This is a genomic window from Nostoc sp., from assembly GCF_036917975.1.
Lineage (GTDB): Bacteria > Cyanobacteriota > Cyanobacteriia > Cyanobacteriales > Nostocaceae > Nostoc.
Genome location: NZ_JBALEJ010000049.1, coordinates 79,932 through 105,383 on the forward strand (window position 1 = coordinate 79,932; position 25,452 = coordinate 105,383).

24 protein-coding genes and 1 pseudogene are annotated in these 25,452 nt (G+C 41.6%); 13 read left to right on the plus strand and 12 right to left on the minus strand.

Annotation, left to right across the window (positions count from 1 at the left end):
• The first annotated feature begins 232 nt into the window (after positions 1 to 232).
• The 6 genes from V7K76_RS21480 (at position 233) to V7K76_RS21505 (ending at position 8,122) form a co-directional block, all read left to right on the plus strand.
• On the plus strand, positions 233 to 1,096 hold the full coding sequence (locus tag V7K76_RS21480) for an alpha/beta fold hydrolase (RefSeq protein ID WP_334779799.1): 864 nt from the start codon (positions 233 to 235) through the stop codon (positions 1,094 to 1,096).
• Positions 1,097 to 1,191: 95 nt separating this feature from the next.
• Positions 1,192 to 2,046, plus strand: a complete 855-nt coding sequence (locus V7K76_RS21485; protein ID WP_334779798.1) for a hypothetical protein — start codon at positions 1,192 to 1,194, stop codon at positions 2,044 to 2,046.
• On the plus strand, positions 2,030 to 3,769 hold the full coding sequence (locus V7K76_RS21490) for a DnaJ domain-containing protein (RefSeq protein WP_334779797.1): 1,740 nt from the start codon (positions 2,030 to 2,032) through the stop codon (positions 3,767 to 3,769). The genes V7K76_RS21485 and V7K76_RS21490 overlap by 17 nt, the downstream gene beginning before the upstream one ends.
• 734 nt (positions 3,770 to 4,503) lie before the next feature.
• On the plus strand, positions 4,504 to 5,958 hold the full coding sequence (locus tag V7K76_RS21495; protein ID WP_334779796.1) for a glycoside hydrolase 100 family protein: 1,455 nt from the start codon (positions 4,504 to 4,506) through the stop codon (positions 5,956 to 5,958).
• Between the two features lie 205 nt (positions 5,959 to 6,163).
• Complete coding sequence (locus V7K76_RS21500) at positions 6,164 to 7,642, plus strand: 16S rRNA (cytosine(967)-C(5))-methyltransferase (protein ID WP_334779794.1); 1,479 nt, start codon at positions 6,164 to 6,166, stop codon at positions 7,640 to 7,642.
• Positions 7,643 to 7,699: 57 nt separating this feature from the next.
• Entirely contained in the window at positions 7,700 to 8,122 is a 423-nt protein-coding gene (locus tag V7K76_RS21505) for a tellurite resistance TerB family protein (protein WP_334779793.1), read from the plus strand.
• 93 nt (positions 8,123 to 8,215) lie between these two features.
• Here the strand turns inward: V7K76_RS21505 and V7K76_RS21510 are convergent, their stop codons facing one another.
• Both V7K76_RS21510 and V7K76_RS21515 read right to left on the minus strand, forming a co-directional pair.
• Positions 8,216 to 8,407, minus strand: coding sequence for an HNH endonuclease (locus V7K76_RS21510; protein ID WP_334779792.1), 192 nt, complete (start codon positions 8,405 to 8,407; stop codon positions 8,216 to 8,218).
• Positions 8,367 to 8,951 carry an Npun_F5749 family FMN-dependent PPOX-type flavoprotein gene (locus V7K76_RS21515; protein ID WP_334779791.1) on the minus strand — a complete coding sequence of 195 codons (585 nt, stop codon included), beginning with the start codon at positions 8,949 to 8,951 and terminating at the stop codon, positions 8,367 to 8,369. Before V7K76_RS21515 ends, V7K76_RS21510 begins: the two co-directional genes overlap by 41 nt.
• 175 nt (positions 8,952 to 9,126) lie before the next feature.
• Between V7K76_RS21515 and truB the strand changes: the two genes are divergently transcribed.
• Positions 9,127 to 10,011: a tRNA pseudouridine(55) synthase TruB gene (truB, locus tag V7K76_RS21520; protein WP_334779790.1), complete on the plus strand. Its 885-nt coding sequence runs from the start codon at positions 9,127 to 9,129 to the stop codon at positions 10,009 to 10,011.
• Between the two features lie 184 nt (positions 10,012 to 10,195).
• Here the strand turns inward: truB and V7K76_RS21525 are convergent, their stop codons facing one another.
• The 5 genes from V7K76_RS21525 to V7K76_RS21545 all read right to left on the minus strand — a co-directional run bounded on the left by V7K76_RS21525 (position 10,196) and on the right by V7K76_RS21545 (position 15,283).
• Positions 10,196 to 10,975 (minus strand): hypothetical protein, encoded by a 780-nt coding sequence (locus V7K76_RS21525; RefSeq protein ID WP_334779789.1) that lies wholly within the window; start codon positions 10,973 to 10,975, stop codon positions 10,196 to 10,198.
• A gap of 381 nt (positions 10,976 to 11,356) precedes the next feature.
• The gene (locus V7K76_RS21530) at positions 11,357 to 12,415 is read right to left on the minus strand and encodes a 3-deoxy-7-phosphoheptulonate synthase (RefSeq protein WP_334779787.1); all 1,059 of its coding nucleotides are present in this window, start codon (positions 12,413 to 12,415) and stop codon (positions 11,357 to 11,359) included.
• Positions 12,416 to 12,709: 294 nt separating this feature from the next.
• On the minus strand, positions 12,710 to 14,368 hold the full coding sequence (locus V7K76_RS21535; RefSeq protein ID WP_334951968.1) for an alpha-amylase family glycosyl hydrolase: 1,659 nt from the start codon (positions 14,366 to 14,368) through the stop codon (positions 12,710 to 12,712).
• Positions 14,369 to 14,671: 303 nt separating this feature from the next.
• Positions 14,672 to 15,049 (minus strand): DUF1823 family protein, encoded by a 378-nt coding sequence (locus V7K76_RS21540; RefSeq protein WP_334951841.1) that lies wholly within the window; start codon positions 15,047 to 15,049, stop codon positions 14,672 to 14,674.
• 51 nt (positions 15,050 to 15,100) lie between these two features.
• Positions 15,101 to 15,283, minus strand: coding sequence for a hypothetical protein (locus V7K76_RS21545; RefSeq protein ID WP_335030002.1), 183 nt, complete (start codon positions 15,281 to 15,283; stop codon positions 15,101 to 15,103).
• Between the two features lie 4 nt (positions 15,284 to 15,287).
• On the opposite strand from V7K76_RS21545, the pseudogene V7K76_RS21550 reads away from it, so the two are divergent.
• The 3 genes and pseudogenes from V7K76_RS21550 to V7K76_RS21560 all read left to right on the plus strand — a co-directional run.
• A pseudogene (locus V7K76_RS21550) lies at positions 15,288 to 15,458 on the plus strand (acylphosphatase); the annotation flags it as partial.
• Between the two features lie 107 nt (positions 15,459 to 15,565).
• On the plus strand, positions 15,566 to 16,606 hold the full coding sequence (speB, locus tag V7K76_RS21555) for an agmatinase SpeB (protein WP_334951838.1): 1,041 nt from the start codon (positions 15,566 to 15,568) through the stop codon (positions 16,604 to 16,606).
• Positions 16,607 to 17,158: 552 nt separating this feature from the next.
• Positions 17,159 to 18,067 (plus strand): peptidoglycan-binding domain-containing protein, encoded by a 909-nt coding sequence (locus V7K76_RS21560; protein ID WP_334951836.1) that lies wholly within the window; start codon positions 17,159 to 17,161, stop codon positions 18,065 to 18,067.
• 342 nt (positions 18,068 to 18,409) lie between these two features.
• Here the strand turns inward: V7K76_RS21560 and hemJ are convergent, their stop codons facing one another.
• From hemJ to psbQ, 5 genes are all read right to left on the minus strand, one after another.
• On the minus strand, positions 18,410 to 18,991 hold the full coding sequence (gene hemJ / locus V7K76_RS21565) for a protoporphyrinogen oxidase HemJ (RefSeq protein ID WP_334779782.1): 582 nt from the start codon (positions 18,989 to 18,991) through the stop codon (positions 18,410 to 18,412).
• A 15-nt stretch (positions 18,992 to 19,006) separates the two neighbouring features.
• Entirely contained in the window at positions 19,007 to 19,186 is a 180-nt protein-coding gene (locus V7K76_RS21570) for a hypothetical protein (protein WP_334779781.1), read from the minus strand.
• Positions 19,187 to 19,441: 255 nt separating this feature from the next.
• Positions 19,442 to 20,293 (minus strand): alpha/beta fold hydrolase, encoded by an 852-nt coding sequence (locus tag V7K76_RS21575; RefSeq protein ID WP_334951833.1) that lies wholly within the window; start codon positions 20,291 to 20,293, stop codon positions 19,442 to 19,444.
• A gap of 116 nt (positions 20,294 to 20,409) precedes the next feature.
• Positions 20,410 to 21,501, minus strand: coding sequence for an NAD(P)/FAD-dependent oxidoreductase (locus tag V7K76_RS21580; RefSeq protein WP_334951830.1), 1,092 nt, complete (start codon positions 21,499 to 21,501; stop codon positions 20,410 to 20,412).
• A 118-nt stretch (positions 21,502 to 21,619) separates the two neighbouring features.
• Entirely contained in the window at positions 21,620 to 22,081 is a 462-nt protein-coding gene (gene psbQ / locus V7K76_RS21585; protein WP_334951828.1) for a photosystem II protein PsbQ, read from the minus strand.
• Positions 22,082 to 22,443: 362 nt separating this feature from the next.
• Between psbQ and V7K76_RS21590 the strand changes: the two genes are divergently transcribed.
• The 3 genes from V7K76_RS21590 to V7K76_RS21600 all read left to right on the plus strand — a co-directional run bounded on the left by V7K76_RS21590 (position 22,444) and on the right by V7K76_RS21600 (position 25,324).
• Positions 22,444 to 22,863: a hypothetical protein gene (locus V7K76_RS21590; RefSeq protein ID WP_334779777.1), complete on the plus strand. Its 420-nt coding sequence runs from the start codon at positions 22,444 to 22,446 to the stop codon at positions 22,861 to 22,863.
• A 393-nt stretch (positions 22,864 to 23,256) separates the two neighbouring features.
• Positions 23,257 to 24,696, plus strand: a complete 1,440-nt coding sequence (locus tag V7K76_RS21595) for a carotenoid oxygenase family protein (protein WP_334951826.1) — start codon at positions 23,257 to 23,259, stop codon at positions 24,694 to 24,696.
• A gap of 145 nt (positions 24,697 to 24,841) precedes the next feature.
• Positions 24,842 to 25,324, plus strand: coding sequence for a hypothetical protein (locus V7K76_RS21600; RefSeq protein WP_334951824.1), 483 nt, complete (start codon positions 24,842 to 24,844; stop codon positions 25,322 to 25,324).
• The last annotated feature ends 128 nt before the right edge of the window (positions 25,325 to 25,452 follow it).

A 25,452-nucleotide genomic window follows, 5' to 3' on the forward strand; every position in this document is an offset into this window, starting at 1 on the left:
CAGTCTCCACAAATAACCTTAAACGCGTAGGCGCAGCCCACCGTAGGCATCGCACTCAAATCCATCCAGAACAGAGGTGCTTGAAAGGTAGATTAGAAGCTGATTTCAGCAGATTGTGTTCCCATGACTATGATATAATTGCACCAGAGCAACTGTTCAAAATTTCAGTTAATAGTTTTTTGTAGCGAGTGAACAACGAACATTGCGGTAAAGCTTTAAGTCTTTTCTCAAAATGAATTCATACACTGAAACAGAATTCTTTGTTGGTGCTATTCCGTACCAAATGTACGTTCAATATTACCGCCCAAGTCAAGACAAAAATTCAGTTCCGATTGTGCTTTTACATGGTGCTTTTCATACAGGTACTTGCTTTGTCAAAACACCCGATAATCGTCAAGGTTGGGCAGCATATCTGGCAGAACTTAGCTACCCAACCTATATTGTTGACTGGCCAGGGCATGGTCGGTCAGGCTTTGTGCCAAACTTCCCTGTGATGTCATATCAACGGGTAATCAATGCTACAGTCGCGCTACTCCAACAGATTGGCCCGGCTGTGATTCTTACCCACAGTATGTCTGGTATCGTTGGTTGGCAGACGGCACAAACTCATCCCCAACTTGTTAAAGCTATTATCGGCATTGCACCAAGTTCACCAGCCAATCTATTACCAGTTATCACAAAAAACTCTTCTTTAGCTTTTCCCGAAGATCGTCCACGTATCCAGTCGCGTGAAGATGCTAAAAAGTACTTCACCAACTCAGATACTTTTCCGCAAGAGGCATTTGAGAATTACTTTTGCAGTTTGATTGCTGAGAGTGCGCGGATGAGCAATGAACTCAGAAATGTTGAAGGACTAGGGCTTTATATTAGCGACCCTCAGATACTATCTGGTATTCCCATCTGTGTGATTACGGGCGACCAAGACCCGCGCCATCCTCGTGAGACAGATGCAAAAACTGCAAAATACTTTCGGGGTGATTTCATTTGGCTTCCTGAAGTTGGCCTCCCTGGTCACGGTCATCTGCCAATGCTTGAACACGGTAACTTAGCGATCGCTGACCTGTTTATCAATTGGCTGCATAGCAAAGGATTATAGTTAAAAGCAAAAGTCAAGGCTTAAGTAATTTTTACGAAGACACAAAAGTATAAATTAGTCTACGCTCTGGGTAATAAGGTTACTCAGATAAGTTTATGGGACTTTACGACCAAAATCAATCATCACAGGATGCGCTACGAAAGTTACGCGAAGGAGCAAGCTACTCTAGAGCAGCCCAGGAAATTGCTGAACGAGACTATGCGAAAGCTCAAGCTGAAGCTGATAAATGGGAACAAGAATATCAACTTGCTTTGAAAGGAAGTAATCAGGATTTAATTAGTCAAGCAAAATTCCAAAAGGAACGATACCAAGCAATTGCTAGTAGACTAAAAAAACTTGTAGGGGAACAACAACCACAAGTAGACGCAATTAAAAGTAGTTTGAAATCTTGGGAGCAAAAGGTTTCAGAAGCAGAGAAAGAAGTATTATGCAGCAAGCCTCAAATAAATGATACTATTAGCGATTTTGAATCTCTAAAAAATAAATTTTTAGAGATAGAACCTTATGCACAAGAGGTTTCACACGTATTCATCAATTCTGAAGATGTTGATGAGGAATTACAGCGACTTAAGAAAGAAATGTTGCTGCCACGTAAACCTCAAAATATTGCTATAGATAAAAAAGATAGTAAAGTAATTTTATTAGAAGCTATTGGTGAAACAAAAGAAGCGATAGAAAGTGCTATCTTGAATCAAGAATGCATTCAAGAGATTTATGAAAAAGCTCAAGAAGAAGCTAAATATTGGAAGGATAAAGCTTATATAGCTCTTAAAAATCATGATGATAATCTAGCCCTTGAAGCCATACTCAGTAAAATAGTTCATAGTAAAATTGTGCTTATTCTTCAAACTCAACTTCAGCAGCACGAAGCAACAGTAATTCTACTTGGAAAAAACCTGATTGCCCTAGAAAATTTCAAGAAAACATTAGGCAATGACACAAAACTCTAAAACAGGTGCAGCATTCATTGCAGGCGGAACCATAGCAGGCGTTGGTATTTCCACAACTATAGGCGGGATGGGACTAGCAGGTGGATTTGGCGCTGTTGGCATTGGTGCAACTCCTGTAGTCAGTGCTGGCGCTGTGGCTGGTGCTGCTGCTTATGGCGCTTTTAAAGCCATAGTAGAAGGAGATGCTGCTGCGATCGCTACAATGGGAATTGGTGCAGTCGGTGGTGCTGGTGTTTATAGCGTCGTCGGTGGTATGGGTTTAGTCGCGCCGAAAGTAGGGCTGGCATTTGGGGTTGGTGCAGTACCAATGGCAGGAATTGGTGCAGTAGTCGGACTCGCCGCCTATGGTATTGCCAAACTGTTAGACGAATCTGGAATTAGCGAAACTCCAGCACAGCTTTTTGAGCGGATGGAAGAGAAAGTTTTGCAGATGGGCTACTATTCCGAAGCAGTGATGGAATTAGAAGCATTTTTATCTGGTGACGATCTCAACCAAAAATTTGCTGTTTTGGAAATCGAGGATGAGTTACAAGCGCTTAAGGCTAAATTCAATAAAAAATCAGAATTTTCTACACCTAAAGCTTCTACTCCCAATATTCAACCAGAAAAAATATCTCCGACAACCCAGCTACCTGAAACTTGGAGATGTGTACGCACACTTAAGGGACACTTAGGGGCAGTTAATGCGATCGCAATCAGTCCTGATGGTACTACCTTAATCAGTGGCAGTGATGACAGACAAGTTAATTTGTGGAACTTGAAAACCGGAAAATGGCTTTATACATTCTCTGGACAAGCAGAAGCAGTTTTATCAGTTGCTATCAGCCGTGATGGACAGCAGATTGCAAGTGGTAGTGTCGATTGCAAAATCAGCAGTTGGCAGATAGACACAAAAAAATTTCTCCGCACATTCTTTTATTTAAACTCTAGTTATAGTCATAATGGTTTTGTTAACTCAGTAGCCTACAGTCCTGATGGAACAATTCTTGCTAGTGGTGCTGCCGATAAGACAATTAGAATTTGGGGACGCTCCACGGGAACAGTGAAACGCACCTTGAATGGACACTCAGAGGCAATTTTGTCTGTCACCATCAGTCCCGATGGTAAAATCCTTGCAAGTGGTAGTGCCGATAAAACTATTAGGCTTTGGGATGTCAAAACTTGGGAACAACGCTATATTCTCACTGAACATTTGGGTGCAGTGAATACAGTTGCAATCAGTTTTAACAGTCAAACTCTTATTAGTGGTAGTACAGACGCTACAATTAAACTGTGGAATCTCCAAACTGGAGAATTACTTTCTACTTTGACTGGACACTCAACGGCGGTTTTGTCTGTTGCCATCAGCCCCGATGCAAAAACCCTCGCCAGTGCCAGCAGAGACGGTACAATCAAACTTTGGAACCTCCACACTGGGGAATTACTACAAAATCTTTCCGGGTTTAATCCCGTTGCTTTCAGCCCTGATGGTAAAACGCTGGTAAGTGGCGGTAATGGCGGAAGCATCAAGATTTGGAGTCAATTTACTCTCGACTCTGGATTATCTGGGGAATGGTGGGAAGTCTTGGGCGTAAATCAGAGCGATCGCCCCAATGTTGTTAAAATTGCATACCGCCGATTAGCAAGATTGTATCATCCTGATGTTAATAGTTCTGCGATCGCAAAAGCCTCAATGCAAGCAATTAATCAGGCTTATAAAGAATTCCAGCAGCAGATAACATAAAGTTAGCAGTTTATCGATGCTAGTCAAAATATGAATCAGTAGTCAGACAGAATTAATTACACAATGTCATTGCGAATGCAGCGAAGCGGAATGAAGCAATTCGCTTGCGGCTGGGATTGCTTCATTCCGCTTCGCTCTCTACGAGACGCTACGCGAACGCAATGACAAGTGGGCATTTTTTTACTTGGAGTACTCTTAGTGTTATGCAATATTTAACCCTTGAGAAGTATTGACATATTAAGTTTTTCGAGCATTCATCTTGCATATTTTGAAAAAAAGTTATAAGTTATTAGATAATAGGGGAATAATCTGACTTCTTAGTGTCAAAAACTAATCCTGCTCAAGTAAATATACTGTAACCAGTTTTCACTTCACACAAACCCTAAACAGCACTGAAGATATGTTTTTGTTTCGGAAAGCAAAGATTTCAGGTATAGAACGGAACAATAAATAATCTAAAAATATATCTTGTGTGACTGTTTTTAAGAATCATGTTACTACTTGCGGTGGAGAGCAACAACGATAACTCACCCAAAAGAGTAATGATTATCAGCAATTAACTAACAATAAAGTTGTATAAAGGTCAGCAGATTTATTCCTTGTTAGTTGATTAAATTTTCTCCCAATTATATTTGCTATTCAAGGAATCGTTTTTGTTATGCTGAGAATAGCAAAAATAATAAATAAAGACGCATCTACCACAAATTTACAACCAAAATGGAGTTCTTCTGGCGATGCACCTAAACGAATTGGAAACTACTGAAAATTTAAAAGAAGTGGAAGAAGCCTGGCAAGCACTAGAAAAATCAATTCTCTACTATCAAGGTCGCCCTGTGGGGACAGTAGCGGCTTATGATGCCTCTGTAGAAGCGCTCAATTACGATCAGTGCTTTGTCCGGGATTTTGTCTCTTCTGCTCTAATTTTTCTGATTAAAGGTAGAACAGATATTGTTCGTAATTTCTTAGAAGAAACCTTAAAGTTACAGCCTAAAGAAAAGGCATTAGATGCCTACAAGCCAGGACGAGGATTAATCCCAGCTAGCTTTAAAGTAGTATCAGATAATGGGCAAGAATATTTAGAAGCAGATTTTGGCGAACATGCGATCGCTAGAGTTACCCCCGTAGATTCTTGCTTATGGTGGATTATTTTGTTGCGTGCTTATGTAGTCGCCACAGAAGATTTTTCTCTCGCCTATCAACCTGAATTCCAAAATGGGATTAGGTTAATCATGGAAATCTGCTTGGCGAATCGTTTTGATATGTACCCAACGCTATTGGTTCCCGATGGCGCTTGTATGATTGACCGTCGTATGGGCATTTATGGGCATCCTCTAGAATTGCAAGTTCTTTTCTACACGGCATTACGTGCATCTCGTGAACTGCTAATTTGTCAAGGGAATTATGATATTGTTGCAGCCATTGATAACCGATTGCCTCTTTTATGCGCTCATATCCGACAGCATTATTGGATAGATATTAATCGCCTGAATGCAATTTACCGCTTCAAAAGTGAAGAATATGGCAAGGCTGCGGTTAATCTATTCAATATATATGTAGATTCTGTTCCTTATTATGAATTAGATAAGTGGTTGCCTAAAAAAGGTGGTTATCTAGCTGGTAATGTTGGGCCGTCGCAGCTAGATACTCGTTTCTTTTCACTCGGAAACTTAATGGCAATCATTTCCGACTTAGCCACCGAAGAACAGTCACAAGCAATTATGACTCTCATTGAGGAACGATGGGATGACTTGGTGGGAGATATGCCAATGAAAATTTGTTTCCCCGCTTTAGAACATGAAGAATACAGGATTGTAACTGGATGTGATCCTAAAAATATACCTTGGTCGTACCATAATGCTGGTAGTTGGCCAGTTTTAATGTGGATGTTGGCAGCTGCGGCTGTGAAAACTAACAAAACAAGTCTTGCACAAAAAGCGATTGAAATTGCCCAACCACGTCTCATTGAAGATGAATGGCCAGAATATTACGACGGTAAGAAAGGGCGACTAATTGGGAAACAAGCTAGGAAATATCAAACTTGGACAATTACTGGGTTCTTATTAGCAAAAGAACTGATGGCAAACCCCACATATTTACCATTAATCAGCTTTGGAAAATTACCAGCAGAACAGGTTTCTAGAGCGTGTGAGTTTGAAATCGCCACTGTAGACCCGTATCTGACTCGATAGGGAAGTTATTCAATTTTGAATTTTAGATTTTGGATTTTAGATTTTTACTTCAATCCAAATTCAAATCTAAAATTGATAGAGTTAGGAGCTATTCAATTTTGGATTTTAAATTTTTCTTGAATCCAAAATTGAAAATCTAAAATCTAAAATTGGCAGAGTTGGGAGTTAGAATACAAAAGCCTTCTGACTCCTGAATCAAGTTTCCATGAAAAACCCCCGTCAACTAGCTTTTATCGCCCTGCGAGATGTTCATAAGGGGGCTTATGTTGATGTTGCCCTAGATAGAGTACTGCAAAAAATTGATTTGGCTGATTGCGATCGCCGCTTGGTGACAGAATTGGTTTATGGGAGCGTCAGAAGGCAACGCACTCTCGATACTCTCATCGATCAACTCGCTAAAAAGAAATCTCATCAACAGCCCCAAGACCTCCGCACCATCTTACATCTGGGCTTCTACCAGCTGCGTTATCAAGAGCGTATTCCCGCCTCAGCTGCCGTTAATACCACAGTTCAACTCGCTAAAGAAAACGGTTTTTCTGGACTCACAGGTTTTGTTAACGGTCTATTACGCCAGTATCTCAGAAAAGCAGGGGAGCAAAGGGGCAGGGGGGCAGAGGAGCAGGGGGGCAGGGGGGCAGAGGAGAAAGATTCTTTGTCACTTCCCCAATCCCCAGTCCCCAATCCCCAGTCCCCAGTCCCCAATCCCCAGTCCCCAATCCCCCATTTTGATCCATTACAACTTCCAGAAAACCCAGTGGAACGCTTGGGCATTTTACACAGCTTTCCTGACTGGATTATTCAAGTTTGGCTAGAACAACTGGGTTTAACAGATACAGAAAAACTATGTGAATGGATGAACCAATCACCAACAATTGACTTACGCATCAACCCTCTTCGCACTTCCATCGAAGAAGTTGAGGCGGCTTTGCAATCTGCTGGTATTTTGGTGAGACGGATTCCTTATTTACCCCAAGCTTTACGATTGATTGGTAGTGCTGGGTCAATTCAAAAACTACCGGGTTTCAAAGAAGGTTGGTGGACTGTACAAGATAGTAGCGCTCAATTAGTAGGGCATTTGCTCGACCCCCAACCAGGTGAGGTGGTAATTGATGTTTGTGCTGCACCAGGGGGAAAAACAACCCACATCGCTGAATTAATGGGGGATAAGGGTAAAATTTGGGCTTGCGATCGCACTTCTTCTCGTCTTCGCAAACTCCAAGAAAATTCTCAACGGCTAAATTTACAATCTATTCAAATTTACACCGGCGACAGTCGTCATTTTACCCAATTTCAAAACACCGCAGACCGCCTATTACTCGATGCTCCATGTTCCGGTTTGGGAACCATGCACCGTCATGCTGATGCGCGTTGGCGACAGACGCCAAAATCTGTCCAAGAACTTTCGGTGTTGCAAGAAGAATTAATAACACATACATCAAATTTTGTCAAGCCTGGTGGTGTACTAGTTTATGCCACCTGTACACTGCATCCAGCAGAAAATGAACAAGTAATTTCCGCATTTTTAGCTAATTCACCTGATTGGCAAATTGAGTCTCCCAACGGTCTTGAGTTACCTGATTCTGCCCAGATCGCGCCACAAGGGTGGTTTAAAGTCTGGCCTCATCGCCAGGATATGGATGGGTTTTTTATGGTGCGCTTAAGAAAAACCAATAATTCCGAATGAATACTGTTTGGGATTGTACCATTTGGTGGAGGCCTGAATCTACCAGAGGAGGCAGCAATGGTTTCCCCTTCCAATGTGAAAAAATTAGTAAAAATCCTGATTGGAGCAGCCTGGATCGATGGCAGAATCCAGCCAGAAGAACGGCAATATCTCCGCGAAATAGCGCAAGCAAAAGGTTTAGCTAACGACCCAGAAATTAAGCCTTGGCTGTACGAATTAGTTCCTGTACAGCCAAAAGAATGCTATGAGTGGGTGCGAGAGTATTTAGGCGATCGCCCCAGCCTTGAAGATTGTGAAAATCTGATTGAAGCCATCAGTGGCTTAATTTATAGCGATGGTGAAGTAGCCGTCGAAGAAGCCAGACTCCTGACGGAATTGCAGGATATAGCGAAGCGGAATGATTCTACTCAACCCGCTCACACTCTGCTTCTCAAACAAATTCAAAAGCTTTACCGCCGTTGGGTTGAAGTGCAAAACTAATCATATTGACCGAGGTTGTCACCAACCTCGTTGGTCTTCAAAACCGGATGTGAGACTTTCACCTCATCCGGCTCCTCAATGAATCGGCGCTTATCATGCGTACTTCACAACTGAACCATCTACAGTTGTCTTTTCGTCGTGGCAGTGTCGGTGTAATATCTGGAGCTTTTTGTAATCATCTTTGCCAGACATACTCTTGGGGGTTATGTGGTCAACTTGTAAAAGTTTTCGATCTACTGATATTCTAAGGATTAATCGTTTGACTAGACCAATCTTGCTGGTCATCACGGTGGTAAAGCCATCGATTTTGTGGTTCGCCGCGTAATTCTAAGTGATCTACTTGCACCGGATCGAGTAGCAGGAGACAAAAATTAGGTACTGGCTGTATAGGTTCGGGTGCTGGTGGTGCAAAAGCTTCTGGGGTTTCAACTCTAGGTTTACCAGGATCGGGCCAAGCAAACTGTAAACGCGCCGCATCACTCAATTCTTGCCATATTGCAATCCGCGCTAACTGTAAATCCCGATCGCAATCATCACCACTTACTAGGGTCAAACAACCAGTGATGCGGAATTGTTCTCGTGTATTGGGGAAGTACCAACATACTTCTGCCCAAGGTTGTTGATGTATCTGGTCGGCTTTAGCACTACGAACATCAGTGATAAATTTTAGCTGGTTTGTATCTTCCAGAAAGCCGCGAAAGACTAGGGTACGATTAGCAGGGCGACCATTTGCCTGTACCGTTGCTAGTTGGAGGTAACGGGCATAAACAAGGCTGCGGTTGCGATGGAGTGCATGAGCGATCGCGCTTCGCCAAGGAGCAAGAGACATACTAATTCGTAATTGGTAATTAAGTAAAGTCAGATGAAATCTGGGTTTCCAGATTTGCGTCTGTTGCCTTATTTTAGGGAGTTTTTTTTAAAACCATAACTAGCAAGATTGATATGCGATCGCATTCATCCTTCTGGGCATATATTTTAATAGAGTTTATGTAAGTATTGATTTTGTGTTATTTCAAGGTTTTCTCAACTTAAACAAACCATTTGGCTGGACTTCCCACGACTGTGTGGCGCGGGTGCGAAAATTGTTGCGCCTCAAGCGTGTAGGACATGCGGGAACCTTAGATCCAGCAGCTACAGGGGTTTTACCGATCGCACTTGGTAAAGCCACACGATTATTGCAATATCTCCCAGAAAACAAAGCTTACAAGGCTACGATTCGCCTGGGTGTGCGGACTACAACCGATGATTTAGAAGGTGAAATCATTAATTCTCAAGCTTGTCCTGAATTGAGTTTGGCTGAGGTGAAAACTGCACTAGCGCAATTTGAAGGCAAGATTGAGCAAATACCACCGAATTACAGTGCAATTCAAGTGGATGGTAAACGTCTCTATGATTTAGCACGTAAAGGTGAAATAGTGGAAGTTCCAGTGCGGACTGTGGAAATCTTTCACATAGAAATTTTGGATTGGAGAGAAGGGGATTTTCCCGAATTGGATGTGGCGATCGCCTGTGGATCTGGTACATATATTAGAGCGATCGCTCGTGACTTAGGTGCAATTTTAAAAACTGGTGGCACTCTTGCAGCTTTGATCCGTACCCAAAGCAGTGGTTTCGATTTAACAGACAGTCTCACTTTGACTGACTTAGAAACTAAACTGCAAGGCGGGACATTTCAACCTCTCGCCTCTGATGCAGCTTTACAACATTTGTTGTCTGTGATTTTACCAACAACATCTGCTCAAAAATGGTGTCAAGGTCAGCGAGTTTCTCTAAATTCTGATATGACTGGGATAGTACGAGTTTATGAAGAAGAGACTCGCTTTTTAGGTGTTGGACAATTACAAGATGAGGTGTTAATTCCTCAAATGGTTTTTGAACCAATTTCTTGAAGAAGAATTCAGAAGTCAGAATTCAATTCTGACTCCTGACTCCTGAATTCTTTCTTGTTAAGGGAACTCCAAGAAATAAATTATCCAATATTGTGGGGTGGGCAACATGAGCGCCATCTCGACTGGGCGGGCGAGACGCCCACCCCACAAGAGTTCATTGAATATTTTTTTATTTGTCAGTTCCTTAAACCAAATAACTCGTATTTGGTACGATCGCAAAGAAAGCATACTCATACCAAGCAGTCCAAATAAAACTGCGAATCCATCGCTGGCGCTTTTCGTGGCTCAATTCATATTCAAATGCCCCACGAGATACATCAATGGAAGATAGATGAGAGTTGCAACCGCAGCCATGCTGATAAGTAAAACCGTATTTAGAAGCAATACTTTGCACCTTCATTTGGATAGCAAATACCTTACCTGCATGGAGTATGGCATCCCAAGCGCGTTTGTGTTCGATATCGCGTTGATCAAATCGTAAGGCACGTTCTTCAAAAACATGATCGCGGTAAATTGGTGCTAAATGCACGTGATAGAAGCTGGCAGGTAGTTCATAACCAAACTCATTGAACAAATCTATACCAATGTGAGCTACTTTTACTTCCTTAGCATACTCTGTCCCTTTTGACTCCAAATCGCGGATAATTTCTGCAAAGTTCGGATAGCTGTGTTTGAGAAAGTCTTGCCCAAAAAATTCTAGGGTTTCCCATGCCAGTTGTGCAAATAGCTGGGAGAATGACGGTATTAAGTGAGCTAATTGGGGGCGATCGCTAAATAAGTCAACATCACCATGTTCTAATTTATATAGGAACAACTGTGCCATTTCGACATAGCTTTGAGGTTGGGAAAGTCCGACACTCGTGGTTCCTCTAGCAATGTCTTGCCATGTAGAAGGTAGTTGAGAAACATGAACCGCATTTTCTCCAGCAATGACTGCAACAGGAGGACATTCGAGAAGCTGCATCGACAATCTCCTTTAAGGCTTTAATGTGTAATTTACCTTAAGCGATCGCTAAATCTATCTTCTGAACACAATAAAAAATGTTTGACAGAGTGTCTTTTGACAACCAGCACCATTTTATTACTAATATTTTTTGGTGCATTGGGCATTAAGCATCAACAAAAATCGGCGGTAATCCCATCCCAACAAAAGGGGTGTCCGGGATCATTGGTGTCAACTTAACGTGAAAGCAAGTCTAGAACTAGCTTTTAGATTGCCTCGTTCCCAGGCTCAGACTGGGAATGCTCGTCTTTGGGGCTGCCGCCTCTCGAACTCGCGGCAGCCCAACCACGGGCAACGAGGGAAATCCGCTACTGAGAAATCTCCCCCTATCCCCTACCTCCTTCAATTAAGTTTTTCGTAAGCAGCCAAAATAATTTCTTCGGTTTCTTCCCAGCCAATACATTTGTCAGTTACAGAAACACCATATTTTAATTCTTCTTGTTTACCAGTAATTGCTTGGCCGCCTTCATACAAATGTGATTCCAACATCATGCCAACAATTGATGTATTGCCATCCACTATTTGCTGAATAATATTTTCTAACACAGCACCTTGTAATTTATAATCTTTATTGCTATTGCCGTGGCTACAGTCGATCACAATTCTTGGTGGTAAATTCGCCTGTTTTAATTTCTCTTCTACTAGTTTGACATTTGCTGGATCAAAATTGGGTTGACTACCACCCCTTAAAATTACATGACCGTAGCTATTACCTTTAGTTTGAAAGACACTAACCTGTCCGTTTTGATTAATTCCCAGAAAATTATGCGGATTTCTAGCTGATTGTAGGGCATTCAAAGCTACTTGAATATTACCGTCAGTACCATTTTTAAACCCTACAGGCATGGAAAGCCCACTTGCCATTTCGCGGTGAGTTTGTGATTCGGTCGTCCGCGCTCCAATGGCAGACCATGTAATCAGTTCACTAATATATTGAGGGATAATTGGGTCTAGTGCTTCTGTGCCAGCAGGTAATCCCAACTCTGTAATTTTTAATAATAAATCCCGCGCAATCAATAAACCATTCTCTACATGAAAAGAATCATCCATATCTGGATCGTTAATTAATCCTTTCCAGCCTACAGTTGTTCTTGGTTTCTCAAAGTAAACTCGCATAATTAATAGGAGTTTATCTTGAACCCGATCGGATAATATTTTCAGCCTTTCAGAATATTCAAGCGCTGCTTTTGGGTCGTGAATTGAGCATGGGCCAACTACTATAAATTTTCGGCGATCTTGAAAATCCAGAATATCTTCTATTTCCTGCCTATATCCTAAAACTCTTTGTTCGGCTAATTGTGTTAAAGGTAATTTTGATTTAATTTCATTGGGAGTTAATAAAATGCGATCGTTCTCAATGTTAGCGTTATCGATATTGCTATTAAATAACTTGTTGTGCATGGGTATGCTCTGGCCATTCTATATACGCACTTCAACTCAAAAGTGTAACACAAACCTATGTAATTTTAAAATAGCTTATTTTTTACTTGACAAATTTGTAATTAGACTGTAGACAAATTAAAATAATAACTAAAAAAGGGGGAATATCTTTCCCCGTTTTATTTTGCTATTAAACTACTGACTCAGTGGTAGTGTATATCATTAGACATCTCCAGAAATTAAATATGCGCTACCCAGAACCCTTGTAGAGACGTAGCAGTGCTACGTCTCTACGTTCTTTTTCGGAGATGTCTATTACTGCCATACAAACACTTTAGCTTCGTATGGGCCCAAGTCTATGATGATGCCATCATCACCAGCTTCGATATCATAATTAGCCGTCCACTCATGCCATGTACCAGCACTTGGAAAGTTAGGAACATGATAGCCAGCTAGGAAGTTTTCTGAGAAATTTGCTATTACAACTACACGAGAACCTTCATCATTCCAACGAGTATAAGCTAATACTTTCGCCTCGGCATTTTCGTGGATAAAATCAATATTTTCTGTGTAAAGAGCGTGATTACTTTTACGCAGGTTGGTTAGGCCTTTGTAGGATTCAAATAAACTCCGATTTAAATCATTCCCTAACAGTGTCCAATCGATTTTCGATGAGTCGGGTTGTTTAGGTTTATACTCACCAAATTCCTCTCCCATCCAAATCAGAGGTACGCCCACAGCAGTCATTAGGATGGCTACTCCTAATTTAGCCCGTCTAAAGGCTTCTTCATCAAAAATCTCACGGTTCCCTAATTCAACCATGATATGGTTATGGTCGTGGTTGGTGAGGTAATTTACTACATTAGTAGCACCCAAGAAACCTTGGCGCTTGCAGTCAATGACATCTTTTAGACGCTCTAAATCAAATGTATCACCGCAGATATGTTCTAGAATGCAATGATAAAAACTGTCGTGCCAGCAACCATCCATTGGCCCATCGATATTGGTAATGCTGGTAGTTTCAGGAATGTGTTCAGCAACGTTATAAAAAGGCTTCGCGCCAGCAGTTTTTTTGGCTTCCTGAACAATCCAGTGCATGAAATCGTAGTTAGCAATTTGCCGCGCCGCATCATAACGAATACCATCAAGGTGATACTCTTTAATCCAAAAACGGATTGTCTCACCAATAAATTTCCAGGCTGGCTTAATATCTAATTTTTCATCATAATGTTCGTAATTAAACTCAGGCCCCCAATTATTATCAGGGTCACGAGGTTCGTGATGATACCAATAATCGTGGTCAATTTGTGTTAAGGGTGCAGATGCTTCTGAGTGGTTGTAAATACCGTCAAGAATTACACGAATACCTTTAGCATGACACTCGTCAATCAATTTTTTCAACTCAGCAGTCGAACCATAACTTGATTCTGTAGCGAAAAAGTGACGCGGGTTATAACCCCAACTATAATCACCAGGATATTCTTTAAGTGGCATCAACTCAAGAGCGTTGATTCCTAGTTCACACAAATAATCTAACTTTTCAATGACATGTTTATACTTACCTCGTGCATAAGGATCATCCTCGCCACCAGAAAAGTCACCTACGTGTAATTCATAAATTACTAATTCGTGGTCAGCAGGTAAAGGCTTATCATCATGTTGCCAAATGTATGTATCGGTAATCCTTTCGCCATCTTTGATATGGATAACACCATCATCTTTTCCACTCAGTTCATCTATATCAGTTGCACAGGGATCTGTGACATCAACCCATTGTTCTGGTTCAAAAAACCATGAATTTGACTGAACGCGGAATTTATATTTATAAACGCCATCTTCTAGTTCAACACTTGTGCGAAAATAACCATCATCACCTCTTGCCATTGGAATTTCTTGCCAATCAGAAAAAGAACCAATTAATGCGGCTCCTTTGTTGTAAGGTGCAAATAAATTAAATTCAATTGGCTTTGCCATAGAAGTGTTTGTAATATCAATAGGTGATATAAATATTCTCTGACTATCAATTGACTTTGCAAATCGCTCTATAGAAATAATTAGCTTGCGAGCGCTTCTATCTTCAGGAATAATTGCCAAATACTTCATAAAAATTAATTATATTTATTTTATTTTTGGCTTTTTTTAGCATTTATTAATTGACTAATAGACAGATTTAGTCTATTAAAAATTTTGCCTAATACAACTAATATTTTCAAATACTATTAAATACAACTGCAATAAAGCAATAGTTTTTTATCGAACAGAATTCAGTCGGTAAAATTACTCTATTTTGCCGTGAGTTTGTTGCAGATAACTTAATAACCAATTCGCTGCTGTTGCTCTGCGAGTTTGCCGAGGGCCAAATTCACCAATTTTGTACCCTTTGAAGCCTAGTTTTTCTTTTAGCATTTGTTTATTTGCAGCAGGAATGGAACGAGTCAACTTAACTGTTGCAGGGCGAGATTCAATGAAATCTGGTGGTTGTGGATACTCCTTCTGCCATTCTGGTGCAACTTGGCTAGTATCCCATTGTGCAATTGAGGAATCAAAGCGATAGCCTAAATAATGCCATAGCAATTCGTTAACTGTTGCATCATCAAGCTTCTCGTCAAGAATTGCCCAAATGGTTTCTGTATTGAGTGGTGGGAGGTTAGACATAAGCAACTAAAAATTCTAATAAAAATTCTAAATTGAAAAACAAACTACTGATTAAATTACAGCAATATGCGATCGCAATAAAACCTCTTGCCTCCTGACTTGTAAGTGCTGAGTAATGAGTGCTGAGTGCTGAGTAAAAATACTAATCCCCAGTCCCCAGTCCCCAGTCCCCAATCCCCAATCCCCAATCCCCAGTCCCTCTTTCATCCTCGGAGATGTATTGTGTATACACAAACTAGATCTCCCTGATAATCGAGTAGAGGCCGTTTTTGAAGGGGCGCGAGAGGTTGTAGATGATATGCTTCGCTGGTGTCACTCTGGGCCACCTGCTGCTGTTGTCAAAGATGTTGTGGTTGAGTATGAAGTACCCGAAGGGTTACGGGGATTTGAAGTTAAGCGAGTTAGTTAAGGAGTTAACAGCTAACCATAGTTTACCGCCTATGGAAAATTTTGATTACAATGCAGATGTCTACTTGGCGGCGTGCTGTCTATCTACATAAATCCAGAAGATATCCAATGAGTAATCAATTACAAGACTACAATCCCAGTGGTGTAGGTGAAATAAATGGCAACCTCTTAGGTTTACCCTGCGATTATGAGTCTGCAAACTTGATTGTCTTTGGTGTGCCGTGGGAAGTCACTGTTTCATACGGTGCTGGTACTGCTAATGGCCCACAGCGAATTCTAGATGCTTCAACTCAACTGGATTTGTTCGATTTTGATAACCCTGATGGTTGGAAGCAAGGAATTTTCATGGTGGAAATTCCCCAGGATATTTTAGAGAAGAATATATACTACCGCACCTTGGCAGCAAAAATTATTGAGCGATTAGCCCAAGGGAAGTCACTTTCTGATACGCCAGATTTAATACCTGTCTTGACAGAAATTAATCAGGCTAGTCAACAGGTTAATCAATGGCTGTTTGAAAATTGTCAAGAAGCAATTAATAATGGTAAGCAAGTTGCAGTCATTGGTGGAGATCACAGTTCGCCTTTAGGTTATTTCCAAGCATTAGCGGCTAACTACGCCAACTATGGCATTTTACATATTGATGCCCACGCAGATTTACGCGATGCTTATGAGGGATTTGAGTTTTCTCATGCGTCGATTATGTTTAATGCGATGAAAATACCGCAAATTTCCAAGCTGGTGCAGGTAGGTTTGCGTGATATTAGTCATGATGAAGTGCAAATGATTGACCAATCTAGCGATCGCATTATCGCTTATTACGACCCAGCCATCAAGCAAAAGCTTTACTCTGGACAAACTTGGATTGATTTATGCCGAGAAATTATCAGTCATTTACCTGAGTATGTTTACATTAGCTTTGATGTCGATGGTCTAGATCCAAAACTCTGCCCAAATACAGGTACTCCGGTTCCAGGTGGGTTGGAATTAGAGCAAACTTTTTGTCTATTTCGGGAATTGGTCAATAGTGGGAGAAAAATTATTGGCTTTGATATCTGTGAGGTCGGTGATGCTGAATGGGATGGTAATGTTGGAGCGCGGATAGTTTACAAGCTGGCAAATTTGATGGATTTATCTATTAGTCATTAGTCATTAGACATCTCCAGAAATTAAAACAAGTCGCAAGTCGCAAGTCGCAAGTCGCAAGTAAGTTTTGTGAAAGCGACGCGCAAAGCGAGTCTGCGATAGCGCCGGCGGCAAGCGAGTAATCGAGCGTCGCGTCCGGGGATTTAGACCCCGACCCAAAACTTACCGGTTATTGAACCGGGGGACTTAAACCCACCATACTCTGTTAAATATGCGTTATACAGAATCCTTGTAGAGACGTAGCAGTGCTACGTCTCTACATTCATTTTCACTCCTATGTCTATTAGTCATTAGTCATCAGTACCAATGACTTTCTTACTAAAGCGGCGGGGCGGCTATCGCTCTCCACTTAACTCAAGGGAAAAGAGTTTCCGGCCGCTTTCAATGAAAACTGCTGTAAATAAAATTACTGATAAAAGGCATTTATTTGATCTTAAATCATAAAGTAATATAAAAATTTTGGCACATAATTTTGGTCAAGAGTATAATTTCAGACATTATAAATGATTGTCGTGATGTTTATACTTACCTATAAGTAAATCAAACAGGTGCAATATGAAACTACAAGATTTTTTGGGAAAAGAGGATAAATGGGGATTCGATGCGATCGCTGAAGATGCAGATTTATCTCGTCAGATTCAGGTATTGTTAATTGGTTTAGGTTTGCTGGAACCCCCAGCCGATGGTAAGTTTGGCCCTGTTTCTGTGATAGCTCTCAAAAAATTTCAAGAATTAACAAAGACTGAAGAGAGTGGCTTTTTAGGAGCAATCACAGCCAAGAAACTAATTGAAACTAAACTAGACGATCTTCCTAAACCCCCTTTAAAACTTGGTAATGACATTGCCAGCAGGATTGTAAAATACTTGCAATCTAAAGGTTATCAGGTATTTACCAATCCCAAAGAATACAACATTGTTTATATTGAGGGTATAAATGGAGACTGGACTCTCAATAATGATGCACCCAATGAATTTAACGACCGGCGGATTGTTATTGAAGTCGTAAATGGTGTTCCCAAAATCGTAGATCACTGGGAAGCTACTACAGAACCAGGCAAGTACTACACTGATAATCCGATGAATCCTAAAGGAGCAGCTAGGATTCAGTTTGGGCAATACAAAGCTTGGGCTGTTGGTACTCACGGCACAGCAGAACCTCACGAAGCATTAGTGCAAGTTGGAGATATCACAGTCTCTAGAGATTTGAATAAAGATTATAAACGGACTGGCGACAAGCTTGATACAGGTGATAATTTTCAAGTGAATCAACACTACGGCTTTGATTTTCCTCGGAGTGATATTCGTCGTGCGAGTGCGGGTTGTTTAGTCGGACGTACTCGTGAGGGACATAGAGAGTTTATGGCGATTATTAAACAAGACCGTCGTTATGTCGCTAATGGCAAATATACTTTCTACACTAGCGTGATTCCTGGGGATGATTTACTGAAAACGTTTCCCGGATAGAAATAATGGGTAATTGGTAGCGGTTTTTGTTGTGATGCAATTTGTCTTCTGGGCACACAACTGTCATTGGTGTCAACTTAAGCTAAAACCCTTTTCAAATCTCGTTTCTAGCCTCTGGCTGGAAATGCAACTCAAAAGCGGCTCTGCCGCCAGTAAGAGAGGCGGAGCCTCAACGACGAGCATTCCCAGTCGGAGACTGGGAACGAGGCAAAGTCAAATTAAGGATTTGAAACCCAGGATCGGTAACTTTTGTTTGTATAGACGCGGTTTCTAACCGCCCGTTTCCCGTTAAGTTGACACGTATGCACAACTGTGCGCCTCTACTGTGAGAAGTAATTTTATCTAACCTTGTTCTTGTGGTTGCCCTATTTGTGCCGTCAGTTTCTCTTTATCTTGCCTGCGTTTTTTGGCGTAAAGTTGAATAGTGACTGCCATCAAAATAATCATGGCGAAAATAGCCCAGGCAGCGATATCTGTAGGTAGATTATTTTTAAACACTGCCAGCAGGACGATCGCTACTAACATAACTGTAGGTGCTTCATTTAAAGCACGTAATTGCTGACCACTCCAACGACATTCATTTACTGCCAATTTCCTCATCAGCCGAGCGCAGTAATGATGATAGCCAATTAAAATAGCCACAAACAGCAGTTTGATGTGCAACCAACCCTCTTTTAAAACATCTGGTTCAGTGCTTACTAAACCGATGGCCATTGCGATCGTCACGTACATTCCTGGGTTAGTGATGATATAGTAAAGGCGCTTTTCCATAATTTGATACTGATTTTTCAGTATCGTTTGTGCTGGTTCCGGTTCAAGGTTCGCTTCAACGTGATATATAAAAAGACGTACTAAGTAGAACAAACCGGCGAACCAAACTACAAATCCGACAATATGAAATGCTTTAAACCAGGAATAAGCCATGAATCATAATCTCCTTTACTTGCGGTTGCAATCCATTTTTAATGGTAATAAAAAGTAGTCAGGAGCCAATACTGTTCGGTTAAGACAAAAGACGCGATGAATCGCCGTCTCTACAATAATCAATCTTTTGTAGAGACGGCGATTTATCGCGTCTTTATAATGATTTCTCGGATCTTTGCACTCTACAATTTCCATCAAAAAACCTTAACCGAACCGTATTGAGTCAGGAGCCAGAATGGGCTACGGCCCGCGGCGCTAACAGAATTCAGAATATTCCACCCGTTAAAGGATAGAATTTTAACAAGAAATAACATTTGAATTCTGCCACTTAATCTTTCATTTAGTGGACTAAAGTGATAATTTTGCATCCTCCACTAATTGATTCTGAATTCTGACTCCTGAATTCTGACATTCATTTTTATAATATCGATTTTTGCCAAAGCTATATTCTCAATGAGCATCTTTACGACGCACAAAGGGTAAAAGGTCTTCCAAAATCGCCTCGTGGTAATGTTCTTGAGGATAATGTCCGACGTTATTAAGTTTTATTAATTCAGTATTTGGTACGGAATTGGCAAAGTTTTCGGCAATATCTATAGGTAGCCAAGGGTCAATCATACCCCATTGAATTAGAATTGGCTGTTGCCATTCTTTAAAGCCAGATTGTATTTCTGTCATGGCGGAATCAAGTTGTAAGTTGCGAATACTGGACAATAGACTTCGACCAGATGAAGAACTTTTCAAAAATGGTTTTCGATAAACATCTAAATCTTTATCTCCTATGCGATAACGGCTCCCACCTTCTAGAGTTCTGTCAACTAATAGAGGGTCTTGGGTCATTACTTCACCAGCCAAAGGTAAACCCATTTGTTTAATTTTCCAGGGTAATTTAGCAGCAGTTGAAATTGGTGTATTTAGAATAGCTAAGTTAGCAATTTGTTCTGGATGACGCAAGGCATATTGTAATCCTACAGAACCTAAAAAACCTTGGACAACTAAAGAAAAATGTTCAAGTTTTAAAGCTCTGATAAATCCTTCTAAAGCTGTAATAAAAGCATCGGGAGTGTAAGCAAAATCTCGTTTTTCTGGTTTGGCAGAAAAGCCGTAACCAATCCAATCTGGGGCGATCGCTCTTGTCCCCTGATTCGCCAACGCAGGTATAATATGACGCCAACTGTAACTTTGTGAAACTAAGCCATGTAGCAGCAACACAGGCGCTAAGTCACTTCTGCCGATTGGTAAAGATTCCCGATAAAACCATTCCAGTGAATCTACATTGATTTTATGTTCTTTTATTGACACGTTATTTTTTTATGGATTGGGCATTGGGCATTGAGCATTGGGCATTGGGCATTGGGCATTGGGCATTGGGCATGGGTTATTCTCCTTATCTCCCTCATCCCCCCACTCCCCATTCCCTAAGAAATAATCATCTCACGAATCGCATAAGCTGTGGCGGGTGCTAGCAAAACGCCGTTGCGATAGTGTCCAGTAGCTAGGAGGATGTTACTAAACCCTGGCAACTTACCAATAACTGGGGCTGGGCGTCCTTCAGGGCGGGGACGTAAGCCTGACCAGGTGCGGAGAATAGTTGCTGTGGCTAATTCTGGACAAAATGCGATCGCTTGTTTTCTAACAGATTCCAGCAGTTCTTGATTTGGCGGGATCTCATCGCCATTGCTGGGAAATTCCACAGTTGCGCCTACCCAATAATCTCCACCGCCCACAGGAACAATATGGACATCGTTACCCGTTATCGCTGGCTGGAAGTCGGGATTACCTAATGGATGCCCTACACGCACCTGCAACGCTTGCCCAAGTACGGGGCGGATATCAATTATCTGATTTAATTTTGCTGTCAGTGGTGTTGAACCTAATCCTGCTGCAATTACAAACCAATCTGCGGTTATTTTTCCTTCTGTAGTTTCAAGTTGATGGCAAAGTTCAGGTGTTGAGGTTAGGGTATCCAAAACAGTCACGCCAAATTTGAAAGTTACACCATTTTGCTGGGCAGCCTCAACTAAAGCTAATGTCAGGGCAGTTGGATCGAGCTGACGATCTTGAGGAGAATAGACAGCACCAGTAATTTTTGCGTGATTAATTTGAGGACAGATATTCTGGAGTTTAGCCGTGTCCCAAATTTCTAAATTCCAGCCTTGAGAATGGCGAATTTCTACTAGTTTTTCCCATGCTGACATCTCCTCTAGGGAGGAATCAGATAAAAGCATGAGAATTCCCTGACGATTAAAAGGAATTTTGCGACCTATTAAAGCTTCTAGTTCAGGAATCAAGGTTTCATAGCGTTGGATGCTAGTTTGTCGCATCTGCCAAGCCTTACCCTTGATTTTTTGGCTGATTGCGCCCATTAAAACGCCAAGTGCAGCGCCAGTGGAAGCTTGTGCTGGTGGTTGGCGATCGCAAACTGTGATTTTCAGTCCTTTTACTAGACTTAGTTCATAAGCGATCGCAGCCCCGATTACACCACAACCGATAATAACTACATGACTCATTGCTGTTTGGAAGCGAAGATAGGGGAGATGGGGGAGCAGGGGGAGCAAGTAAAGAATTTTTTCTCTTCCTTATGCCCATCATCATCTCTCATCCCCCTCAGCCCATCTTACCTCGCGCTTAACTTGCCTCTGTGCTGGTCTTAGGAAGCAGTTGGAGAAATTTGTCAATCTCTGCGAAAGCAGCCTGGGATTGCTTCAAGGCAACTAGAGGATTACCAGCACTAGTAGCTTTATCGAGTTTAACCAGGTCTTTAAAAAAATCTCGCGTTATTTGACGTGCTGTGGGTTGGTCTTTGGGTAGAAGGTTGGGAGTGACATAAGTCAGATTCAGCTTTGCTTCTGTTATCGGGCCATGTATAAAGTTACGCACATTGATCCAATCACCTTTTTTAATCAGAGTTGTTAACTCTTCTGAGCGATCGCGCACAGCCTGAATTTCAGGAACATAAGCCTGAATTTTTTCCAGTTGGACTGCTGTGTAAGTCGGAGGTGCGATCGCAACACCAGGGCCACCACAACTAATCAGAAATGTGGCCAATAATACTAGAAAAAACGAAAAAATCGAGCGTTGACGCACCATATATTCAACTTAATTGCTTTTAGTTTACCGATTCACAGTGTCATTTTAGATCGCTAGCGCAATAATTTATCGTTCTCGTCAGCCAAGGATTTTGCACAAAATCTTGATATTTTCTCTAAAGGGCAGAGTTCCATCTGCTTTTGAAGAATTTTTAAGTACAATTACTTAATAGGTGTTAGCCAGTCCCAACCAGAAGCAATTTTTGGCTTCTGTTAGTAACGAAAATTGTTAGGAAAATCTGATTTAGAGTTGCTAAATCTCAAAGCTCTTGATAAGCTGAAACACCAATCATATAAGCCTTCTGGCGGTTTTTCTGTCTTCACATCCCTGAAGATGCCGACGCGATATAGGAGTGTTTTTTAGTGAACGCAGCTGAACAGGCAACGAACCTTGAACTCGCCAGCAACATAGCTACGGTAGTTAATTTGTTCAAATTCGAGTTTCCTGATGCCAAATCCGATCTCAAACCCTGGAAAAATGACCCAGAAACTAGGGAGTTAGTCGATCCAGATTCTATAGATATTGGCTTTCACTTTCCTGGTATTAGCAAATCTTGGCGAAGTCGTAGTATTTTAATTCAAATCCGATTTTATCAAGATCCGATCAACAATTCCCGCCGTGCGATCGGCGTAGAGGTAGCTGGATTCGATCATCGCGGTGAAGCGTGGCGACTTTCTACGGTAGAAAACTGGAATGTTGTTGGTGTATCTTCGCCTTCTGCTGAAATCGCGGATAAGCTCAAACAAATTTGCCGACAGATTTTAGAAGTTTTTAATAAGTGAATGAATTGGGGAATGTTGCATCTGGGTATAAAATTGCTCAGAAAGCTCTCAATCAGTTCAGTTTAGTTGTTTGGGGGGATTGCCAACGGTATCCGTATCCCGGCTCAATATCTAGTACTAGCTGAAACCGCTACTTTTGACATCGAAGACAAAAGTTTGTGCGTCAGAATCAAACTATGTACATCTATAATGTATCCAGCAATATTTTAACCGAGTACCGTGGGTTTAAATCCCCCGGTTCAATAACCGGCAAGTTTTGGGTCGGGGTCTAAATCCCCGGACGCGACTCGAAAATACTCGCTTGCCGCCGGCGCTATCGCAGACTCGCTTTGCGCGTCGCTTTCACAAAACTTAATTTACGAATTACGAATTACGAATTACGAATTATTTAAGATGCAGACTAGTACCAAAAAGTCAACAATTAAATCTTGGGTTGGTGCGATCGCAGAACCAGCAAAAGAATTTCCCCTTACCCAACTATCAATTATTTCTGGCAAAATCCCAGATGGCTTACGTGGGACACTTTACCGCAATGGCCCCGGACGGCTAGAACGTGGTGGCGATCGCGTGGGACACTGGTTTGATGGAGATGGGGCAATTCTCGGCGTCCATTTCACAGATGCAGGAGTTACCGGAGTCTATCGCTATGTGCAAACAGCAGAATATCAAGCTGAAACTCAAGCGGATAGGTTTCTTTATGGTGTCTATGGGATGCATCCGCCAGGGCCTATCTGGAAGCGCTGGGGTCAACAACAGATTAAGAATGCAGCGAATACCTCAGTGTTGGCTTTACCTGATAAATTGTTAGCTTTATGGGAAGCAACCAATCCATACAGCCTTGATTTGCAAACTTTAGAAATCAAAGGATTGGATGATTTAGGTGCTTTGGACAACGGTTTACCTTATTCGGCTCATTACAAGCGCGATTCCCAAACAGGTGAAATTTTTAACTTTGGAATCAGTATCGGCAGTTCTGTACAGCTGAATCTCTACAAAAGTGATGCCACTGGCAAAATTATCCAAAAAACTGTTTTTAAGCTAGATCGCTACTCGATAATACATGATTTTGTTTTAACTCAAAGGTATCTGGTGTTTTTCATGCCACCGATGCGGATGAAAACACTGTCAGTTATCCTTGGTTTGACTACCTTCAGTGAATCTCTGTTGTGGGAACCTCAGTTAGGAACCCAGGTGTTAATCTTCGACCGAGAAAACTTATCCTTAGTTAGTCGTAGTGAAACTGATCCTTGGTTTAATTGGCATTTTGGCAATGGCTATGAAGATGAAGACGGTTCCGTAATTCTGGATACGGTGAGATATGCAGATTTTCACCAAACTAATGAATACCTCAGACAATTTGCAAGTGGTGAAACGCACACAGTAACTAAAGGAACATTGTGGCAAGTGCGCCTCAATCCTCAAACAGGTAAAATTACAGCAATACAGGAAGTTGTCAACCGCAAGTGTGAATTTCCCGTAGTGCAGCGATCGCAAGTTGGACAACCTTGGCGCTATACTTATTTATCATTAATGCCCCAAAGAGGGGATACAGACAAAGAATCCTTTGGTGCGATCGCTCGCTTCGACTACAAAACCGAAACCCTCACCGAAGCAGACTTAGGAGAAAACCGCTATCCTTCAGAACCCATCCACGCCGAAGATGCCCACAACCCTGAGCAAGGCTGGATACTAACCGTTGTATACGATGGTAATACTCATAGTAGTGAAGTTTGGGTATTTGATAGCGATCGCCTGGATGCAGAACCCGTTTGCAAACTAGGATTACCTAGCGTCATTCCTCACAGCTTTCACGGCACTTGGAACCCAGGTTAAGAATTGACTGAGGATTGGGGACTGGGGATTGGGGACTGGGGACAAGGAGAATAACCAATGCCCAATGCCCTCTAAATCTTTGATAATTGCTAAGTGTAAAAACGTAGTATCCTACATATTGGTATCTAAAAAGAAGTCCAAAATCATGAGGAGAAACTCCATAGCATTACTACTTAGCGGAGTGATTGTCAGTTTTGGACTGTCATCATTGTTAGCTCAAGCACAACAACAGGTTTCTGATGCCCAAGTTGCGGCGATGGTAGAGGCGTTGCGACTAGCTGCACCGCAGACCGGTACTGCAAATGATGGACTTTATAGTCAATGGCAAGTTAAACCAGAAACTCTCAAAGGCTGGTCGAAATCTTGTCTCAAAAAAGAACTAACACCAACGCAGTTTGAAAACAGTCCTGTGACAGCACGCCAAGTTGTATCTTGCATCACGCGCCGGGAGTTAAACAAGCAGTTTATCGCTACCAATAATAATGAAACTGCTGCTGTGCGTGGCGTTGGTTGTTGGTGGATGACTGGCAACTACACAGGTTGCAATAGCGGATTTACTGCTACATATCTTCAAAAAGTTGTGGGTTTTTACCAGCAGCAGCGTTCAAAACCAGCAACTACTCCATAGACATCACTAAATTAATTGCCCCGCGCAATTAAGGAAAACCAACTTCTACGCATCTACGTTGACTTTAATAACACAGTTTTAGCCTTAACCCAAGCGGATTGAGTTATATCATCACAAAGGATTGTTTG

Excerpts from the sequence above, each read along its gene's own strand:
- V7K76_RS21490 (WP_334779797.1), top strand. The coding sequence starts at position 2,030 with ATGACACAAAACTCTAAAACAGGTGCAGCATTCATTGCAGGCGGAACC.
- psbQ (WP_334951828.1), bottom strand. The coding sequence starts at position 22,081 with ATGGTGCGTCAACGCTCGATTTTTTCGTTTTTTCTAGTATTATTGGCC.
- V7K76_RS21515 (WP_334779791.1), bottom strand. The coding sequence starts at position 8,951 with ATGTCTCTTGCTCCTTGGCGAAGCGCGATCGCTCATGCACTCCATCGC.
- V7K76_RS21580 (WP_334951830.1), bottom strand. The coding sequence starts at position 21,501 with ATGAGTCATGTAGTTATTATCGGTTGTGGTGTAATCGGGGCTGCGATC.
- V7K76_RS21495 (WP_334779796.1), top strand. The coding sequence starts at position 4,504 with ATGCACCTAAACGAATTGGAAACTACTGAAAATTTAAAAGAAGTGGAA.
- V7K76_RS21525 (WP_334779789.1), bottom strand. The coding sequence starts at position 10,975 with ATGCAGCTTCTCGAATGTCCTCCTGTTGCAGTCATTGCTGGAGAAAAT.
- V7K76_RS21595 (WP_334951826.1), top strand. The coding sequence starts at position 23,257 with ATGCAGACTAGTACCAAAAAGTCAACAATTAAATCTTGGGTTGGTGCG.
- V7K76_RS21540 (WP_334951841.1), bottom strand. The coding sequence starts at position 15,049 with ATGTCTAACCTCCCACCACTCAATACAGAAACCATTTGGGCAATTCTT.
- V7K76_RS21530 (WP_334779787.1), bottom strand. The coding sequence starts at position 12,415 with ATGCACAACAAGTTATTTAATAGCAATATCGATAACGCTAACATTGAG.
- hemJ (WP_334779782.1), bottom strand. The coding sequence starts at position 18,991 with ATGGCTTATTCCTGGTTTAAAGCATTTCATATTGTCGGATTTGTAGTT.
- V7K76_RS21505 (WP_334779793.1), top strand. The coding sequence starts at position 7,700 with ATGGTTTCCCCTTCCAATGTGAAAAAATTAGTAAAAATCCTGATTGGA.
- V7K76_RS21480 (WP_334779799.1), top strand. The coding sequence starts at position 233 with ATGAATTCATACACTGAAACAGAATTCTTTGTTGGTGCTATTCCGTAC.
- V7K76_RS21485 (WP_334779798.1), top strand. The coding sequence starts at position 1,192 with ATGGGACTTTACGACCAAAATCAATCATCACAGGATGCGCTACGAAAG.
- V7K76_RS21510 (WP_334779792.1), bottom strand. The coding sequence starts at position 8,407 with ATGACCAGCAAGATTGGTCTAGTCAAACGATTAATCCTTAGAATATCA.
- V7K76_RS21600 (WP_334951824.1), top strand. The coding sequence starts at position 24,842 with ATGAGGAGAAACTCCATAGCATTACTACTTAGCGGAGTGATTGTCAGT.
- speB (WP_334951838.1), top strand. The coding sequence starts at position 15,566 with ATGAGTAATCAATTACAAGACTACAATCCCAGTGGTGTAGGTGAAATA.
- V7K76_RS21535 (WP_334951968.1), bottom strand. The coding sequence starts at position 14,368 with ATGGCAAAGCCAATTGAATTTAATTTATTTGCACCTTACAACAAAGGA.
- V7K76_RS21570 (WP_334779781.1), bottom strand. The coding sequence starts at position 19,186 with ATGGAAATTGTAGAGTGCAAAGATCCGAGAAATCATTATAAAGACGCG.
- V7K76_RS21500 (WP_334779794.1), top strand. The coding sequence starts at position 6,164 with ATGAAAAACCCCCGTCAACTAGCTTTTATCGCCCTGCGAGATGTTCAT.
- V7K76_RS21560 (WP_334951836.1), top strand. The coding sequence starts at position 17,159 with ATGAAACTACAAGATTTTTTGGGAAAAGAGGATAAATGGGGATTCGAT.